Source organism: uncultured Parasphingorhabdus sp. (assembly GCF_963677535.2).
Classification (GTDB): domain Bacteria; phylum Pseudomonadota; class Alphaproteobacteria; order Sphingomonadales; family Sphingomonadaceae; genus Parasphingorhabdus.
Genome location: NZ_CAXXUT010000003.1, coordinates 1415471 through 1431959 on the forward strand (window position 1 = coordinate 1415471; position 16489 = coordinate 1431959).

General features: G+C 58.2%; 17 protein-coding genes. 7 read left to right on the top strand and 10 right to left on the bottom strand.

Going from position 1 to position 16489, the window contains the following annotated elements; translation table 11 throughout:
* Positions 1-61: 61 nt before the first annotated feature.
* Positions 62-580, top strand: coding sequence for a zinc ribbon domain-containing protein (locus ACHZCJ_RS13860; RefSeq protein WP_394700129.1), 519 nt, complete (start codon positions 62-64; stop codon positions 578-580).
* Positions 581-664: 84 nt separating this feature from the next.
* Here the strand turns inward: ACHZCJ_RS13860 and ACHZCJ_RS13865 are convergent, their stop codons facing one another.
* Positions 665-844: a hypothetical protein gene (locus ACHZCJ_RS13865; protein WP_089134097.1), complete on the bottom strand. Its 180-nt coding sequence runs from the start codon at positions 842-844 to the stop codon at positions 665-667.
* A gap of 145 nt (positions 845-989) precedes the next feature.
* On the opposite strand from ACHZCJ_RS13865, the gene ACHZCJ_RS13870 reads away from it, so the two are divergent.
* On the top strand, positions 990-1667 hold the full coding sequence (locus ACHZCJ_RS13870; RefSeq protein WP_159645892.1) for a nitroreductase: 678 nt from the start codon (positions 990-992) through the stop codon (positions 1665-1667).
* Positions 1668-1845: 178 nt separating this feature from the next.
* On the opposite strand, the gene acs is transcribed toward ACHZCJ_RS13870, so the two are convergent.
* From acs to ACHZCJ_RS13895, 5 genes are all read right to left on the bottom strand, one after another.
* Entirely contained in the window at positions 1846-3801 is a 1956-nt protein-coding gene (acs, locus tag ACHZCJ_RS13875; protein WP_321327091.1) for an acetate--CoA ligase, read from the bottom strand.
* A gap of 83 nt (positions 3802-3884) precedes the next feature.
* Positions 3885-5111 carry a CCA tRNA nucleotidyltransferase gene (locus tag ACHZCJ_RS13880; protein WP_321327092.1) on the bottom strand — a complete coding sequence of 409 codons (1227 nt, stop codon included), beginning with the start codon at positions 5109-5111 and terminating at the stop codon, positions 3885-3887.
* Positions 5108-5701: a CoA pyrophosphatase gene (locus ACHZCJ_RS13885; RefSeq protein WP_159645884.1), complete on the bottom strand. Its 594-nt coding sequence runs from the start codon at positions 5699-5701 to the stop codon at positions 5108-5110. The genes ACHZCJ_RS13880 and ACHZCJ_RS13885 overlap by 4 nt, the downstream gene beginning before the upstream one ends.
* Positions 5698-6258: a DUF1285 domain-containing protein gene (locus ACHZCJ_RS13890; RefSeq protein ID WP_321327093.1), complete on the bottom strand. Its 561-nt coding sequence runs from the start codon at positions 6256-6258 to the stop codon at positions 5698-5700. The genes ACHZCJ_RS13885 and ACHZCJ_RS13890 overlap by 4 nt, the downstream gene beginning before the upstream one ends.
* 47 nt (positions 6259-6305) lie before the next feature.
* Entirely contained in the window at positions 6306-6818 is a 513-nt protein-coding gene (locus ACHZCJ_RS13895; protein ID WP_159645878.1) for a GNAT family N-acetyltransferase, read from the bottom strand.
* Between the two features lie 130 nt (positions 6819-6948).
* On the opposite strand from ACHZCJ_RS13895, the gene ACHZCJ_RS13900 reads away from it, so the two are divergent.
* Positions 6949-7815: a DUF1499 domain-containing protein gene (locus tag ACHZCJ_RS13900; protein ID WP_321327094.1), complete on the top strand. Its 867-nt coding sequence runs from the start codon at positions 6949-6951 to the stop codon at positions 7813-7815.
* Positions 7816-7832: 17 nt separating this feature from the next.
* Here the strand turns inward: ACHZCJ_RS13900 and ACHZCJ_RS13905 are convergent, their stop codons facing one another.
* Positions 7833-8999 (bottom strand): PQQ-dependent sugar dehydrogenase, encoded by a 1167-nt coding sequence (locus ACHZCJ_RS13905; protein ID WP_321327095.1) that lies wholly within the window; start codon positions 8997-8999, stop codon positions 7833-7835.
* Between the two features lie 154 nt (positions 9000-9153).
* Between ACHZCJ_RS13905 and ACHZCJ_RS13910 the strand changes: the two genes are divergently transcribed.
* Complete coding sequence (locus ACHZCJ_RS13910; protein WP_321327096.1) at positions 9154-10479, top strand: isoprenylcysteine carboxylmethyltransferase family protein; 1326 nt, start codon at positions 9154-9156, stop codon at positions 10477-10479.
* Between the two features lie 57 nt (positions 10480-10536).
* Entirely contained in the window at positions 10537-11109 is a 573-nt protein-coding gene (locus ACHZCJ_RS13915) for a DNA-3-methyladenine glycosylase I (RefSeq protein WP_321327097.1), read from the top strand.
* Here the strand turns inward: ACHZCJ_RS13915 and ACHZCJ_RS13920 are convergent, their stop codons facing one another.
* A complete protein-coding gene (locus ACHZCJ_RS13920) occupies positions 11110-11601 on the bottom strand; it encodes a c-type cytochrome (protein WP_321327098.1) in 492 nt (163 codons plus the stop codon). It lies immediately after the preceding gene.
* A 284-nt stretch (positions 11602-11885) separates the two neighbouring features.
* On the opposite strand from ACHZCJ_RS13920, the gene ACHZCJ_RS13925 reads away from it, so the two are divergent.
* Complete coding sequence (locus ACHZCJ_RS13925; RefSeq protein ID WP_321327099.1) at positions 11886-13145, top strand: DUF2254 domain-containing protein; 1260 nt, start codon at positions 11886-11888, stop codon at positions 13143-13145.
* A 210-nt stretch (positions 13146-13355) separates the two neighbouring features.
* Here the strand turns inward: ACHZCJ_RS13925 and ACHZCJ_RS13930 are convergent, their stop codons facing one another.
* Positions 13356-13970: a GNAT family N-acetyltransferase gene (locus ACHZCJ_RS13930; protein ID WP_321327100.1), complete on the bottom strand. Its 615-nt coding sequence runs from the start codon at positions 13968-13970 to the stop codon at positions 13356-13358.
* Between the two features lie 80 nt (positions 13971-14050).
* On the bottom strand, positions 14051-14935 hold the full coding sequence (locus ACHZCJ_RS13935; protein WP_321327101.1) for a mechanosensitive ion channel: 885 nt from the start codon (positions 14933-14935) through the stop codon (positions 14051-14053).
* Positions 14936-15029: 94 nt separating this feature from the next.
* On the opposite strand from ACHZCJ_RS13935, the gene ACHZCJ_RS13940 reads away from it, so the two are divergent.
* Positions 15030-16442, top strand: coding sequence for a phospholipase D-like domain-containing protein (locus tag ACHZCJ_RS13940; protein ID WP_321327102.1), 1413 nt, complete (start codon positions 15030-15032; stop codon positions 16440-16442).
* Positions 16443-16489 lie beyond the last annotated feature (47 nt).

A 16489-nucleotide genomic window follows, 5' to 3' on the forward strand; every position in this document is an offset into this window, starting at 1 on the left:
TTGTGGAAAGGGGCAAATTTTGTGATAAGCCAGCCCAAGGGGCGCTATACGGGGGTAATCGATGGTCTGCACATCTTGCGGCACTGAAGTTCGAGCGGGAGATAGCTTTTGCGCCAATTGTGGCGCAGCGTTCCAAGCCGACGCGGAAACCGGACCGTCAGGGAAAAGCGGCAAAGCCCGCGGACCGGGTCTTGCGTCGGGTGGCCTGATCCTCATCCGTTCAATATTCACGATGCCGATCAAGACCGCAAACCTGGCAGCGCACGAACTCCGCAAGATCGCGAAAACGGGTGCAATCGATTCCGATCGAGACTTTCCGCACCTGTTCTGGTGCAAGGCGATGCTGCCGGTCGTCGCAACTTTCCTGTCGGCGCTGGTATTGCTCGGCACGCTTGGACTGGCTGTCGCCCAGGCAGGAATCGCAGGTTTTTTCATCGGCATCTTTGCCGCAATCTTCGCCGCGATCGCAGCCGACTGGTTCATCATGATTGTCGGAGAATATCTGATGATAAAAGTCGTCAGCGCTCGCTATTACTTGCAGCATATCGAGGAAAATGAAGGGGAAAATGAGCGGCACTGACCGCTTCAATGCCGTTTCTGACCGATTGCTTTGAATCAGTCCGGCATTCCCGTTGCTGTCGAGCCAGTGGTTTGCAGCGGCGTTTTACCGCTTCTTGGCGATTTTCAGCTTGTCCTGCTTGGCCCTCGTCTTGATTGACTCCTCGCTGCGGGTCAGCGCCTTGGATATGGCCTTGAGCGTCATGCCCTTTTTGGCAAAGGCGTGCAGCTTCTGCACTTCTTCGCTGGTCCAGGGCTGTTTGTGGCGTTCGAAACGGTCTTTCATGACGTGTGGTTTAGCAGATAACGGGGATCATGCACTCTATTAGCACGCTGGCCGTCGTTTGCGGTCAAGCCGCTGGCGACAGCGGGCTTTGCACAGCGCCATTTGTCCGCTAGCCAGCAGCCCATATTTACACACGGAGACTTCCATGCAGTTTGACGACGTAATCCTCGGCCGGCGCAGTATACGCGGCTACAAGCCGGACCCTGTTCCGCAGGAACTCATCGAGGAAATATTGGGACTGGCGATGCGCGCACCCTCTTCGATGAACACCCAGCCCTATAATTTTTACGTCATCACCGGCAAGCCGCTGGAGAAAATCCGCGCCGGCAACACCGAGCGGATGCTTGCCGGGGTGCCGCAGTCGCGCGAGTTCCGGACCGGAGAGGCCTTTGCCGGTGCGCATCGCGAGCGGCAGATCGGCGTAGCCAAACAGCTATTTGGCGCGATGGGAATTGAACGCGATGACAAGGAAGCGCGTCAGGACTGGGTGATGCGCGGTTTCCGCCAGTTTGATGCGCCGGTGTGTGTGATCATTACCTATGACAAGGTGCTCGACGGCAGCGACGATACGCCTTTTGATTGTGGCGCAGTGGCGACGGCGCTGGTCAACGCGGCCTGGTCGCGCGGGCTGGGCACGGTGATCAACAGCCAGGGCATCATGCAGTCGCCGGTGGTCCGCGAACATGCCGGCATTGCCGATGACCAGGTGATCATGAAAAGTATTGCACTCGGCTGGCCGGACGAAAGCTTTCCCGCCAATGCCGTGGTGTCGGAGCGGAAGCCGGTGGATGAGGCCGCAGTGTTTGTCGGCTTTGAGGAGTAGCTGAAGCGGATGTGCCCCTGCGCAGGCAGGGGCCCATCTCCCGGAAGCGCCAAGCGAAACCGACAGGAGATGGATAGCTGCCTTCGCAGGCACAGGTGTGCTCCGCACTTGATGCGGAGCCCTCCGCTACAGGGAGCAGGTCTGGCCTCCAGAGCCCCGCACCAAGTGCGGAGCACGGTTACTTGTTCAATCGTCCCTCGACCAGCGCATCGACCACGCTCGGATCGGCGAGCGTCGACGTATCGCCCAGCGCACCATGTTCATTCTCGGCAATCTTGCGCAGGATACGTCGCATGATCTTGCCGCTGCGCGTTTTTGGCAGGGCCGGGGTCAGATGCAGATGGTCGGGTGTGGCAATCGGACCGATTTCCTTCCGCACATGGAGCCGCAGTTCGGCAACCAGCTCGTCGGAGGAAGGCTCGCCCGCATTGAGCGTGACATAGCAATAGATGCCCTGTCCCTTGATATCATGGGGATAGCCGACCACGGCTGCTTCTGCGACTTTGGGATGCGAGACCAAGGCGCTTTCAACTTCCGCCGTGCCCATGCGATGGCCCGAGACATTGATGACATCATCGACCCGGCCAGTGATCCAGTAGTAATCATCGCCGTCCCGCTTGCAGCCGTCACCGGTGAAATATTTGCCCTTATAGGTGCTGAAATAGGTCTGGATGAAGCGCTCATGGTCGCCATAAACGCTGCGCGCCTGGCCCGGCCAGCTGGCGGTGATGCACAGATTGCCATCGGTTGCACCGTCGAGAACGTTGCCATCGCCGTCGACCAGTTGGGGCTGAACGCCGAAAAACGGCTTACCGGCGCTGCCCGGTTTCATGCCATGAGCGCCGGGGAGGGTGGTGATCATGATGCCGCCGGTTTCGGTCTGCCACCAGGTGTCGACGATCGGCGACTTGCCTTCGCCGACCGCGTCATAATACCAGCGCCAGGCCTCCGGATTGATCGGCTCGCCGACGGTGCCGAGCAGGCGGAGGGAGGAGCGGTCGTGGGCCTTCACCGGTCCGTCGCCTTCGCGCATCAATGCGCGGATCGCGGTCGGTGCGGTGTAGAAGATATTGACCTTGTGCTTTTCGACCACTTCCCAGAAGCGACCATGGTCGGGATAGTTGGGAATGCCCTCGAACATGATCTCGGTGGCACCATTGATCAGCGGTCCATAGACAATATAGCTGTGGCCGGTGACCCAGCCGATATCGGCCGAGCACCAGAAGACCTCGCCCGGTTGATAGTCGAAGACATAGTGGAACGTGGTCGCCACCCAGACCGCGTAGCCACCGGTGGTGTGCAATACGCCTTTGGGTTTGCCGGTCGAGCCGGACGTATAGAGAATGAAGAGCGGGTCCTCGGCATTCATTGGCTCGCAGGGGCAATCGGCAGGCACGTCGGCCGAAATATCATGATACCAGTGATCGCGGTCTTCGGTCATGGCGACATCGCTGTCCGTATGGTTGATCACCAATACGGCGTCGACCGACACTTTCTCGAGCGCCGCGTCGACATTGGCCTTCAGTGGTACTGGTTTGCCGCCGCGCAACCCGGCATCGGCGCAAATCACGAACTTGCTATCACAATCTTCGATCCGTCCGGCCAGGGCATCGGGGGAGAAGCCGCCAAAGACTACGCTGTGAATCGCGCCGATACGGGCGCAGGACAGCATGGCTATCGCGCCTTCGGGGATCATCGGCATATAGATAGTGACCCGGTCGCCTTTCTGGACGCCCAGTTTTTTCAGGCTGCTGGCCATTTTGATCACTTCTGCCTGTAGCTCGGCATAGCTGATCGTGCGGCCGGGCGACTTGGGGTCATCGGGTTCGAAAACCAGCGCGGTGACATCGCCTTTGCCGACCGCGACATGGCGGTCGACCGCATTGTGGCAGATGTTCAAAATGCCGTCTTCATACCATTTTATCGCTACCGGATCGAAGGACCAGTTGGCTATCGTGCCGGGAGCTGTCTGCCAGTCGAGACGCTCTGCCTGGCGTGACCAGAAACTGTCGGGATCGCTGATGCTTTCCTGATAGAGACGGTCATAATCCGCTGCCGTGCAATGGGTGGGCGCATCGCTGCGCGGAGAGGGGATCAACTCGACCAAGTCCTTATTTTCCGCATTATCCGTCATGGTTCGTCTCTCCTTATAGGCATCTGTTCTAGATAGTTTTTTCCGCCGCAAATATCAATTTTGTCCCTGCCGGTTTTTCCGGTTCAGGGCTGGCGCGTCAAGGCCTGTTCCTTGATGAATTTCCGGATCCATTCTTCGTCCGGAAAGCCCTGCGCGATCCAGGCTGTCTCGATTTTGGCGAGGGTTTTCGCGACGAGCGGTCCCGGCTTCAGCCCCCGTTCGATCAGGTCACCACCGGTCAGCGGAAAGACCGGCGGTTGCCACCCGTCGAGGGCATTCAGGAGTTCCGGCAAATCGGTGTCGTCGGCGAAGAGGAGCGCGGCATCGCGGGCGCTATCTACACTGGTGCGATAAGCGAAGCCGCGGATATCGGCCAGGCCTGTTGCTGCTTCACTGACATGGAACTCTTGCGCACCCAAAAGCCGTTCGCCGATCGCCCTCTGCTGTTTCCGGGACAGTTTCAGGCTCTTGGCAATAAGGTTCGCTTTTTCCGAATCCTTTGGTAGCAGGGCTACCAGCCGCCGGATCGCAACGGGCTTGAGCTGATACCGTTGCTCGCGTTCGACCAGTCGATCAACCATTTTCCCGGCGTTTGGATCGAGGGACTCGACAATATGCCGGAAAATCCCGCCGTCCAGCATCTGGCTGACGGCAAATCGCGGGTCTTCGGTGGCGAGCAGTTTCAACAGCTCGTCCGCCACCCGCTCGCGCGAAAGCGTCTCAAGCTTCGCTGCCGCAGCGGTGCAGGCTGCAAAGGCCTCGCCATCGACCTGATGCTGGCCGAAGCGCGCGAGAAAGCGGAAATAGCGCATGATCCGCAAATGGTCCTCCGCGATCCGTTCCGCGGCCGCGCCGATGAAGCGAATGCGCAGATTATCCAGATCATCCAGACCGCCGAAATAATCGAATATCTGCAGCGTGCCGGGATCGGCGGATAGCGCGTTGATCGTGAAATCCCGGCGCGCCGCGTCCTCTTTCCAGTCGTCGCTGAAGGCAACGGTCGCCCGTCGTCCGTCGGTGGAAACATCGCGCCGCAGCGTGGTGATTTCGACGGGGCCTTCCGGCAGAACCGCGGTGACCGTGCCATGGGCTATGCCGGTGGGAACGGTTTTTATGGACACGGCTGCGAGCCGGTCCATGACATCCTCCGGCAGCAAGGGCGTGGCGACATCTATGTCCTTGACCGCAAGGCCCAGCAACGTGTCGCGCACGGCGCCGCCGACAAAGCGCGCCTTGCCATCCAGCGCGGCGATCAGTTCCGCAAGGCCGGGCCTTTTCGCCCATTCTGCCGACGCTATTGACTTCGTCACCAGTCCAGCCTCTTTCCAAGATTGTTCAAAATGCCCGCGGTAATCCCCCAGATGCGATAATTCTGCCAGTAAATCTCGTAATAATGCCGCTTGCGCCCGTTCCACGTGCCTTCGTGCGTGGTCCGGTTCTTCGGGTCGAGCAGAAATTCGAGCGGGGCTTCGAACCAGCTTTCCACTTCAACCGGATCGGCGACAAAGGGCAGGTCGGGCGGGATGACACTGAGCACCGGCTGGATATTATAGCCGCTGCCCGACTGGAAACTGTCGGTCATGCCGATGATATCGACATGGCTGCGGTCGAGCGAAACTTCCTCGTGCGCTTCCCGCAATGCTGCATCAATGGGATCCCGGTCTTCCGGATCAATCTTGCCACCCGGGAAGGCGACCTGCCCGGGGTGGTTGCGCATATGCTGCGGGCGCTGCACGAAGATCACGCCCGGATCGGGGCGGTCAGTGACCGCGATCAGCACGGCCGCGTCACGCAGAATCTTCAGATCGTCGATATGGTCCCGTTCGCTGTAGAGCAGATGATCGAGATCATTCTCGTGTCCCTTCACCAGGGCCTGTTCCAGCCGGTCGCGCAAGGTCATGAATCGGTCGCCATCGGAAAAAAAGCACCGGCCGACCAGATGCCAAGCGGATCTTTGTTTTCTGCCAGCGCCAGTTCCACCAGTTCATAATAGACTGGTCGCGCCAGCACCGCTTCCAGCCCGCCCCGGACATGAAGATAGGGTTGAGGCTTGTCGGCGCCAAAGCGGAGCGGATGATCCGGTCCCGCGACCACAAGATGATCGGTGTTGAGCCGGAAGGCGAGCGTCCGGTCTTCGCCGCTGCTCTGGCTTTCCAGCTGGACGGCGACAAACGGCGCATCCTCTACCTTAATGCTCAGCTTCTGATAGGGCGTGACCAGCGCAAAACTGCCGTCCGCTTCCCGCCGCAGAATAGTGGAAAAGGCGCGCACCATGGCCGGGCGCTGGATAGGGTCACCCTGATGATACCAACTGCCATCTGCGGCGATTCGCATCTCGCTGTCGCCGCTCTCCTTCGGCTCCCACTGTTCGACGGGCGGCAATTTCTGTGCTTCGGCCAATCCCGCGATTCCCGCGATGGATAGCGAGGCCAGTTCGGGTGGGGGCGTATAGGGCATGCAACCGGACTATTGCCCGGCGGCATTTCTGTAAAGGCTTAGACTCGCTATCGGGTCCAGGGACCAAGCGTGCCGGTAGTGGGCAATGTCTGTGCCGGGTTGCAGCGCACCAGCAGGCGCGAAGGTTCCCACGGGCCCGGCAGCGTCCATCCGGCGGTTTTCTCGGCTGAAAATCCGAAGAAACGCTCATAATATTCCGGGTCGCCGATCATCACCAGCGGCAGCGGGTCATTGGGCTGGATCTCCTGCAGCAGCGCCGTCATCATCGCCCGGCCAATGCCTTCGCGCTGGAAATCCGGATAAACCGCCACCGGTCCGACCATGATCATCGGATATTTCTTGCCCTCTTCATCCGTGAGGGCGATGGGCCAGCACTGGATAGAACCCAGCAGTTCGTGCTTTTCCTGATCCACGGCGGCCAGCGACAGGCCTTCGAGCATATCCATGCCTTCGCGCAGCCGATAGGCGGTGCGGTTGTGTCGGTCCGCGCCAAAGGCAGCGTCGAGCAGCGCTTCGACAAGTTGCGGATCGATTTCGGCGAGAGGAATGATGCTGGTCAAGTTTGTGGTCTCATATAGCGGGAAAAGCGCGCGCTACCCCGCTTTGCAGCAAAAGTCGAGCCGTATAGGTTGCAATTGCATGATTGGATTGCGCCAGCTAAAAGATTGATCTGATAAGGGGAGTTTGTGCGTGTCGGACCAGAATGAGCCAGTAAAACCGTCGAAGGGCGAAACGCGAGCGGCCACCGCGTCGGCAATGCCGGGCAAGCTTGGCTCGCTACGGCGGGATCCCAAGGGCTGGCTGATTCTTGTTCTCGGTCTGGGCGCGCCTCTGGCCTTTCTGATTGCCGCCGCTGGCAGCGGCTTCGGGCTCTGGGGATGGCAGGCCGGTCTGGGGGCGATACCGTGGATCATTCTGGTCGCCGTACTCACGCTGCTACTGGCAGTCATCTTCATCGTGCTGAACCGGCGCAAGGGACGCAAGACCCGCTGGCCTTTGCTGGGGCTGGGAATGGTAGCCACGCTTGGCTTTCTGGCTTTCTGGATACCCTATGTTATTGCGGTTGCCACGCTGCCCGCCATTCATGACATTACCACCGATCTTGCCGATCCGCCGCAATTTACCGCGATCCCGCTGCGCGATGACAATTGGGACAATATTCCAGGAGCGGATGACAGCGACATGCGTGGCATGAACCCGCGGCAGCGCTGGGCGACCGTGCATCAGGATGCCTATCCCGATATCCGCTCGGTCCGTATTGACCAGCCGGTTGCAGTGGTGATTGAAAAGGCAAAAAGGCTGGCGGAAGATCGCGGCTGGGAGATTGTCAGCGTCGATCCGGCCTCCGGCAATCTGGAAGCGACCGATACGATCTCGCTGTTCCGGTTCAAGGATGACGTCGTCATTCGGGCGCGCTCGGCCGAAAATGGCGCCGCCAGCATTATTGACATGCGCTCGGTCAGCCGCGTCGGGGTCCATGATATCGGCGCAAATGCCAAGCGTGTCCGCCGTTTTCTGAGCGATCTGTCGGGAACGACCACCGCCGCGTCGCAATAGGTTCCGGCTAGCGGGCGCTATTTGGTCGGGGTGAGTTTCAGCAACCGGCCATTTTCGCCATCTTCCAGCACATAGAGCGCGCCGTCGGGGCCCTGTTCCACCTCGCGAATGCGGCTGTCCATCAGAAAACGCTCGGCCTCCTTGGCGCTATCACCGTCAAACGAAACGCGGATCAGCGCCTGGCTGGCGAGCCCGCCAAGGAACGCGCTGCCTTTCCACGCCGGGAACAGATCACCAGAATAGAAGATCAGACCGCTGGGCGCGATGGTCGGCACCCATGCCACTTTCGGGGCCTCGAATTCCGGATGAGTGTCATGATTGGGGATTATCTCGCCATCATAATGATCGCCTTCCGACACGACCGGATAGCCATAGTTGGCGGCCCTTTGCACCAGATTAAGCTCGTCACCGTCTTTCGGACCCATTTCCTGATTCCAGAGACGTCCTTCACTATCGAAGGCAAGCCCTAGAATATTGCGGTGGCCCAGCGACCAGATTTCCGGCAGCGCATCTTCCTGATCGACAAAGGGATTGTCCTTGGGAATGCTGCCGTCGGGATAAAGCCGGACAATCTTGCCCAGATTGGCTTTCATATCCTGCGCCGGATCAAATTTCTGCCGGTCGCCGGATCCGATAAAAAGATATTTGCCGTCGGGGGAAAAGGCGATGCGATGCGAATAATGGCCTTTTCCGGTGACTTTCGGTGTCTGGGTCCAGACAGTCTGAAGATTTCGCAGGGCGGGCTTCTGGCCGGACAGAACCAGCTTGGCGCGCCCTACGACGGCTCCTCTGGTGTCGTCCTCGCCTTCTTCAACCCAGCTCAGATAGACCATATTGCTGGTCGCATAATCGGGTGCGAGCACGATATCGCCAAAACCGCCCTGACCGCCATATGCGACCTTCGGCACGCCGCTGATTTCGGTTTTCTGCCCCTTGGCATCAACCAGCTGCAACTTGCCCGCTTTTTCGCTGATCAGCATCCGGCCGTCCGGCAGGAAGGTCATGGCCCATGGTTCGTCAAAACTGGCAATTGCGGTTGTTTCAAAAGGCTTGCGATCCACCGGTGAAATTTCGGCCAGAGCCTGCGTCTCTGTTGAAGCGCCGGCATTGGTCTGGGCGTTTTCTCCATTGGTGCAGGAAACCATGAAGATAGCGATCGATAGCGAAAGTCCTATGTTTTTCATGAAGTTCCCGTTTTATGTCCATCAAGTTCAGAGCACTTGTCTTTACATTCCAGTATAGGGGAGGCGAGGCAATTTTCCTAGGCCAATCCAAGGTTTTTTACTCGTGAATCGCGCTGTTCACGGCTTGCTTACCATTATTGGTTAAGGCGGGCGCATGTTTGGACAAAAATCGAAAGGCGATGATCCACGCCCGCAGTCCGCGGTTTCCCATGGTGTGGGCATTGCCGGCCTGATCGGCCTGGCGTGCTGGATCCTGATCGCCCGCCAATATGGTCTGGACGGCCCCTATTCCGCGCTTGCCGCCTGTCTGGCCTGTGCGGTGCCGATGGTGATCTGGTCATTGCTGATGGACAAGGTGCATTTGCGGCCATCCACGGGCATGGACTGGAACCGTCCCAAGCCGCTGAAAGAAACATTCGACGTCAGTCTGGTAAAGCTCGCCGGCCTTTGGGCGACCTGGGGTATGATCGCCACAATATACTGTGTCGGCCGCTGGTACTGGACCGGGCAATATCAGTTTTCGATGGAGATCATGGAAGCGGTGGCGCCATGGCTGTTCCTGCTGTCTATTCCCTATGTGCTGTTCATGGATCGCTTTGCCGTCGAACCGCGCGATGGTGCCTGGCATTTTGGCCAGCTGCTAACCGGCAGGAAAAGCGAATTTGACCGACAGCAGATCCGTCACCATCTCCGCGCATGGGCCGTAAAGGGCTTTTTCCTAGCGTTCATGCTCTCGATCGTGCCCGGCGGTTTTGCCGATCTGGTCCGCCTCGACCTGGATGTGCTGGCCGGTAATCCGGTAGAAATTGCTCATTGGCTGATCATCGCGATGTTTGTCGTCGACGTCCAGTTTGCGACGGTGGGCTATCTGCTGACGATGAAGCCACTCGATGCGCATATCCGCACGGCGAACCCCTATCTGGCCGGCTGGGTCGCGGCGCTGATCTGCTATCCGCCATTCATCCTGATGGGCGATGACGGTCCGCTCAACTATCACGTCAACACCGCCGACTGGGCCTATTGGTTCGCAGGCCAGCCGGTCGTCCTCTGGATCTGGGGCGGCTTGTTGGTTTTTCTCACAGCGATCTATGCGTGGGCGACAATTGCCTTTGGTCTGCGCTTCTCCAATCTCACCCATCGCGGCATCCTGACCCATGGTCCCTATAGCTGGACCAAACACCCCGCCTATGTTGCGAAAAACGCCTATTGGTGGCTGGCCACCATGCCGTTTCTGGTTACTTCGGGAAGCATCACCGATCTCGTCCGCAATACTGTCCTGATCGCGGCGGTCAGCCTTGTCTATTACTGGCGCGCCAAGACCGAGGAAAAGCACCTGCTCAGCGACCCGGCCTACAAGGAATATGCCGAGTGGATGGATCGTAATGCGCCGGTTCCCCTACTGCTAAACCGGATCAAGCGCCGTATCGGCTGGTGGCCGCCGGAGCGCGGAGACCGACCGGAATTCCAGCCGGCCGAATAGCCCGACCGATTCAAATTGTCGGTTCCAGCGGGAATCGCTATTCCCGCATTCATGACAGTGACAGGAACAGACGGAAAGCAGCGTTGCTTCGGCGGACAGGCGGGCAAAGAATTTTACGGCGACTATCACGACCGGGAATGGGGCGTGCCGGTTCATGATGACCGGCTGCTGTTCGAAAATCTGATTCTGGAAGGGGCGCAGGCTGGCCTGAGCTGGGAAACGGTTCTGCGCAAACGCGACGGCTATCGTCGCGCCTTTCAAGGTTTTGATATCCAGCGTTGCGCGGCGATGGAAGATGATGAACTGGAAGCCTTGCGCGAGGATAGCGGGATCGTACGCAACCGGCTCAAAATTTACTCGGTCCGCAAGAACGCACAGGCTTTCCTCGCGATCCAGGCCGAATCCGGCAGCTTCGATTCATGGCTCTGGGGCCATCTGGACGGTGCGTCACCTCCGGTAAACCGGCCCGGGCATTTTTCCGAAATGGCGAGCAGCTCACCGGTCAGTGACGCGATTTCCAAAGCCCTCAAAAAACGCGGCATGAGCTTTGTCGGCAGCACTATCATCTACGCCTATATGCAGGCGATCGGGATGACCGACGACCATCTCGCCGGCTGCTGGAAGGCCTGATCAGCCGGGGTTTTTGAGATAGGCAATCAGGTTAGCACGTGTCTGTGCATCCGGTGTGCCGGCGTAGAACATCTTGGTCTTCGGGATTACCCTTGCCGGCTTTTCGAGAAACTGGTTCAATTTCTCTTCTGTCCAGACGATGCCGCTATTGGCCGTGGCTTCGGAATATTTGAAACCTGCGACTCCACCGGCTTTCCGGTCAATAATATCTGCCAGCGTGGGGCCAAGCCGGTTCATTCCCGGTTCGATCACATGGCAGGTGCGACACTGGGCGAAACTCGCCTTTCCCGCGGCGGCATCACCGGTCAGGCTGGCATAGGCAACGCCGTCCAATGTGGTGACATCGTCAACCGCTGGCGGTCCGGTGTCGACCGGTGCTTCCGCTTTCGCTGACTCTGCTGCCGGTTCGCCGGTTTCCGGTCCACCATCTGAACAGCCAGAAACCACAACTGCCAAAGCCACAACAGCCGATACCGTCTTCATGCGAACCATATTCATTTTTTCCTATCGTGTAATATTGTCAGGCAACTCGAAGATAAGATGACCTAGAGCGGAATCCTGCAAAATTAAAGTACTGATCTGCGCTGCCGGGCCCGTCGAAGATATTCTCGCCGCCTGATTGCAATAATGGGAGAATGTCTTCACTCCCTCGTCGGCCGGATAGCGAAAGCGGTGCTGGTCGGGCCGGTCAAATGCGGCTATCCTCGCAGTATGAACATATCTCGAGAGGAACCGCCGGTGGGAAGCCCGGTCAAGCGGACAGGACAAGCGGGCGCATGATTCTGGCCTTGAAAAAATATATGGCGCGGTTGCCTGAAAAAATCTGGTTTCGGGCGATGCTGTTCAGCCTGGGAGCGATTGCCGCAGCGGCGGCAGCGGAGTGGGTCGGCCCGCTGATTCCCTATGAAGCGGATCTCGAGATCGCCAGCGGGTCGGTTGGCGATATATTGACTATTTTGGCATCCAGCATGCTGGCGGTCATTGCCTTTTCCGTGTCGATCATGGTGTCGGCTTACGGTTCGGCCACCAGTACCGCTACGCCGCGAACCATCGCTCTCATGCTTGCAGACGACCGGTCGCAGAACGCCTTGTCGACTTTTCTCGGTACATTTTTGTTCAGCATCGTCGGAATTATCGGATTATCTGCCGGCTATTATGACGACAAGGGTCGCATCATCCTGTTCTTTGCCACGATAGCCGTGATCGTGATTATTTCCGGCACGCTGATCAACTGGATCCAGCAGCTGTCCACGTTCGGGCGGATGAATGATCTTATCGACCGCGTCGAGCAGGCCACCTCGAAAGCGCTTCGCTGGCATGGCCAGCATCCCTATTTGCACGCGCAGCCGCCTGTCGACATCCCGAAGGATGCGCTTCCGGTCAGCTGCGATATTGTCAGCGGTGTGGTGACCTCGATCGACTTGAGCCAGCTGCAGGAAGCTGCCGAGCAACAGGATGTCACCGTCTATCTGACCATTCACCCGGGCAAGCTTATCTACCCGGCCCGACCGTTGCTTTACCTGTCCGGGGCAGGAGCCGAAGAAGCCGATCTGCAGCCGTTCCGTGACAGTATATTGGTCGAGCATGATCGCAGCTTTGATCAGGACCCCCGGTTTGGCCTGGTGGTTCTATCGGAAATAGCCTCCCGGGCTTTGTCGCCGGCGGTGAACGATCCGGGCACGGCTATTTCGGTGCTGGACAGCGGTTTGCGCTGTTTCGAGGTTCTGGCGGCCGCCAGCGCCGAGCCGGAAAAGGCGAAATATGCGAACGTTCATGGCCCGGTGATAGAGATGGATGACCTGTTCACCGATTTCTTCATCAAGATCGCGCGGGACGGGGCCGGACTGGTGGAAGTGCAGCAGCGCATTCAGCTCTGCCTGCTGGCGCTGGCCCAGTCATGGCCAGATCTATTCGCCGCAGCCGCTGCGCAGGCGTCCCGGGACGCTCTGGCAAGGGCGCTCGACACGATAGTCCATGAGGCCGATGTGGAAGATTTGAAGGCAAGATCACAGAAGGTAACCGGCTGCTGCGCGTAGCTGTGCTGACGGTCGCGTCGGCTGGAAAATGGAAGGCCGGATAACGCGATCCACAACCTACTCTACTCGTTGTGATCGCGGTATCCGGCGCAAACCTCTGGGTCGAAGGTGAATTCGGACATCGCCCATCGATTGCAAGATATAACCCGGCAAGGCCCAATCGGTTCCGTGTCGGGGAAATTTTACTGGTACGGCGTGCGAGATTGCGGTTCAGTTGGCGGAAAAAGCGGCGAATATATTCGGAATGGCCGTCGGGATTTCCATCTTTAGCAATGCCGAAATTGCGTCTTCGATGACCAGATCATATTGGGCGACCGATCCTTCCATTGCGCCGGGCGTTGCGCCGATTGACCGGATCAGCCGATAGGCTTTCTTGTTGTCGCGCAGAATGTCGATTCGCAAATAACGCAATCCTTCACAATAGCAGTCGAGAAACAGCGCCGTCATCAAAATCCGGGCGACGCCGAGCCCGTGATAGGGATCGAGGACTGCTATCGCGAATTCGCCGGTGTCGCTGCTGCTCTCGTCCCGGAAGACATGCGCAGCCGCTATTGCGGGATTTCCCTTCTCGTCCCGGTCGATCACCCCCCAGGCAAGATGATTGATGCCATCCGCATTCGCCAACCGTTCGACAACCGTCGGCGACATGGATTTTGATCCGGAAAAGAAACGCAGATAGCGGCTCTGGTCGGACATTTGCCTGATGCCTCTCTCGAGTTCCTCCATATCCGAATGACGGACGCGGCGCAGACAAATCCGGACACCATTGTCGAGTCGGGCATCGACCGATTCTAGCTGATTCTGAAAAGACCAGGATCCGGACATCAAGCTTCTCCCCGACGCATTGCCAATATTCGCCGCCGACGGTGTCCGTCCCGGTTGCTGTGACAGGCCGGAGCCTAGCATCAATCTGCCTGCGAGGCCATCGGGACGGCTTCCTTGAACGTATGGGTGACGTAAGGGAACGGAATTTCGATATTGGCGTCGTCCAGTGCCCGCTTGACCGAGCGGATCACCTGGTCGCGGCTGTCATGCATATCACGCTGGGCCGAACCCGACCACCAGCGAAGTCGGAAATCGACCGAACTGGAGTTGAACTCGCAGGCAAAGATATCAACGGGCTTTTCCCGGTCGGTGGCATCGGAGGACTCAACGGCTGTGCGAATGACATCGCGCGCTTCCTCGAGATCGGTATCATAGGAAACGCCGACCACGACTTCGTGGCGCCGGCTATCATGGTCGGTCAGTATTTCTACCGGGTTCTTGAACAATATGGAATTCGGCACGATCGTAAGCTCGTTTGACAGCTTCCGGATATGGGTTTCCCGCAACAGGATCTGCTCTACCTTGCCTTCGATTCCTTCACAGGAGATATAGTCGCCGATCCGCATTTTCTCCCGCACCATGATCAATATGCCGGCGAGAAAATTCTCGAAAATGTCCTGAAAGGCAAAGCCGATGGCCACCGTCCCGACACCCAGCCCGGCAATCAGGCTGCCTGGGGTCAAATCCGGCAACAGGATCGTCAGGGCGATCATCAAGCCGACTGTCCAGATCGCAATTCTCACTAGCGTATCGACCAGCTCGCGCAGGGACGGCCGCATTTTCGTTCTTGCGGTCAGGCGATCGGCTATTTTTGTCGCAAAGCGAGCGACAATCCAGGTCGCGATTAGGATGATGATGGCGAAAACCAGATTGGGCAGGAGGCTGACAATACCTTCCCACATGGAACGCAATTGTGCCGCTAGAATCTGGAGAGTATCAAGGGGCTGATCTGTTGTATTATTCATGCGCTATATACGCGCGGGTCATAAAATGGTTGCATAAATTGCGTATAAGCGCAGGCCATAGGGAACTCTATCCTGCGGAAAAGGTTAACCGCCTATGTCGAATTTATTCAAGCCCGGGGAAAATTGTTGGCGGGTCGAGCATGCAGACCGGGCGGCTGTTCTTATCGATGGCGAGAATTATTTCCGTGCGGTGCGAAAGTCGCTTGCCCAGGCCAGACAACGTATCATGCTGCTCGGGTGGGATTTCGACGAACGGGTGGAGATGCGTGATACCGCGGAGGAACCGGAAGGCCCGTTGAAGATTGGCGCCTATTTTGACTGGCTGCTCAAGAAGAATCGCGATCTCGACATCTATGTGCTGCGATGGGATACCGGGGCTCTCAAGTCTTTTCTCCGGGTGAATGGTCTGTTGACGCTGATCCGATGGTATTTTCACCCGCGCGTGCATTTCAAGCTGGATTCCCACCATCCCGTGGGGGCTGCGCATCATCAGAAAGTCATCGTGATTGACGAAGACACCGCTTTTTGCAGCGGCATTGATGTGACCAACAACCGCTGGGACACGCGCGCGCACGAGGATAGTCAGGAGCATCGCCTGCAGCCGGACGGCAATGATGCCGGGCCCTGGCACGACGCGGCAATGGTGGTACAGGGTGCAGTCGCGGGCGCGCTGGCGCAATATGCGGTCCAACACTGGCGCAGTGCGGGCGGCAAGAAAAACAAGATGGTAACCGCGAAAGGCGATTGCTGGCCCGAGGGTTTGCAGTCAGATTTCACGAATTGCCCCGTCGCTATCGCGCGGACATTGCCCGAAATGGATGACCAGCGGGATGCGCGCGAAATTGAGAGCCTGTGTCTGGGTCTGATTGCTGCTGCCAGGCGTTTTATCTATGCGGAAAGCCAGTATTTTGCTTCCGCCCGGATCGCTTCTGCCATTGCCGCGCGTCTTTCGGAACCGGATGGCCCGGAAGTCATAATTGTAAACCCGCAAAGCGCGGAAGGATGGCTGGAATCCGAGATTATGGATTCTACCCGGGCGCGTCTGCATGAAGCGATAAAGGTGCAGGACCAATATGACCGGTTCCGCATCTTCCATCCCTTCAACGCGGCCGGCACGCCGATCTACGTGCATGCAAAGATCATGATAATCGACGATCGCTATATTCGGGTCGGATCTTCCAATTTCAATAATCGTTCGCTGGGCTTTGACAGTGAATGCGACGTTGCGATTGATGCTTCGGATGTTGAGGGGGGGCAAGTGTCCAGCCAGATCGCCCGTGTCCGGAACGATCTGCTGGCAGAGCATCTGGGGGTTGGAGAGCAGGATGTCGCAAGGCTGTTGAAAGAAACCGGATCCCTGATCGCGACGATCGACGCGCTTCAGACGCCGGGTCGCGAACTCAGGGTCTATGAGACTCCCGATATTGACGCCGTGGAATCGTGGCTGGCGGAGAATGACATCCTCGACCCGCAGCGGGCCGATGACACCTTTGCGGGTATCGTATAAGTCCGCCGCGCCCGTGTGCTATGGCTTGATGCTATGCCGCGGTTTCA

What these genes read in the sequence shown, in the direction of transcription:
- ACHZCJ_RS13920 (WP_321327098.1), bottom strand. Translation starts at nt 11,601, where the DNA reads ATGGTTCGCATGAAGACGGTATCGGCTGTTGTGGCTTTGGCAGTTGTG.
- ACHZCJ_RS13905 (WP_321327095.1), bottom strand. Translation starts at nt 8,999, where the DNA reads ATGAAAAACATAGGACTTTCGCTATCGATCGCTATCTTCATGGTTTCC.
- ACHZCJ_RS13935 (WP_321327101.1), bottom strand. Translation starts at nt 14,935, where the DNA reads ATGAATAATACAACAGATCAGCCCCTTGATACTCTCCAGATTCTAGCG.
- ACHZCJ_RS13885 (WP_159645884.1), bottom strand. Translation starts at nt 5,701, where the DNA reads ATGACCTTGCGCGACCGGCTGGAACAGGCCCTGGTGAAGGGACACGAG.
- acs (WP_321327091.1), bottom strand. Translation starts at nt 3,801, where the DNA reads ATGACGGATAATGCGGAAAATAAGGACTTGGTCGAGTTGATCCCCTCT.
- ACHZCJ_RS13870 (WP_159645892.1), top strand. Translation starts at nt 990, where the DNA reads ATGCAGTTTGACGACGTAATCCTCGGCCGGCGCAGTATACGCGGCTAC.
- ACHZCJ_RS13930 (WP_321327100.1), bottom strand. Translation starts at nt 13,970, where the DNA reads ATGTCCGGATCCTGGTCTTTTCAGAATCAGCTAGAATCGGTCGATGCC.
- ACHZCJ_RS13940 (WP_321327102.1), top strand. Translation starts at nt 15,030, where the DNA reads ATGTCGAATTTATTCAAGCCCGGGGAAAATTGTTGGCGGGTCGAGCAT.
- ACHZCJ_RS13910 (WP_321327096.1), top strand. Translation starts at nt 9,154, where the DNA reads ATGTTTGGACAAAAATCGAAAGGCGATGATCCACGCCCGCAGTCCGCG.
- ACHZCJ_RS13925 (WP_321327099.1), top strand. Translation starts at nt 11,886, where the DNA reads ATGATTCTGGCCTTGAAAAAATATATGGCGCGGTTGCCTGAAAAAATC.
- ACHZCJ_RS13865 (WP_089134097.1), bottom strand. Translation starts at nt 844, where the DNA reads ATGAAAGACCGTTTCGAACGCCACAAACAGCCCTGGACCAGCGAAGAA.
- ACHZCJ_RS13890 (WP_321327093.1), bottom strand. Translation starts at nt 6,258, where the DNA reads ATGCCCTATACGCCCCCACCCGAACTGGCCTCGCTATCCATCGCGGGA.
- ACHZCJ_RS13860 (WP_394700129.1), top strand. Translation starts at nt 62, where the DNA reads ATGGTCTGCACATCTTGCGGCACTGAAGTTCGAGCGGGAGATAGCTTT.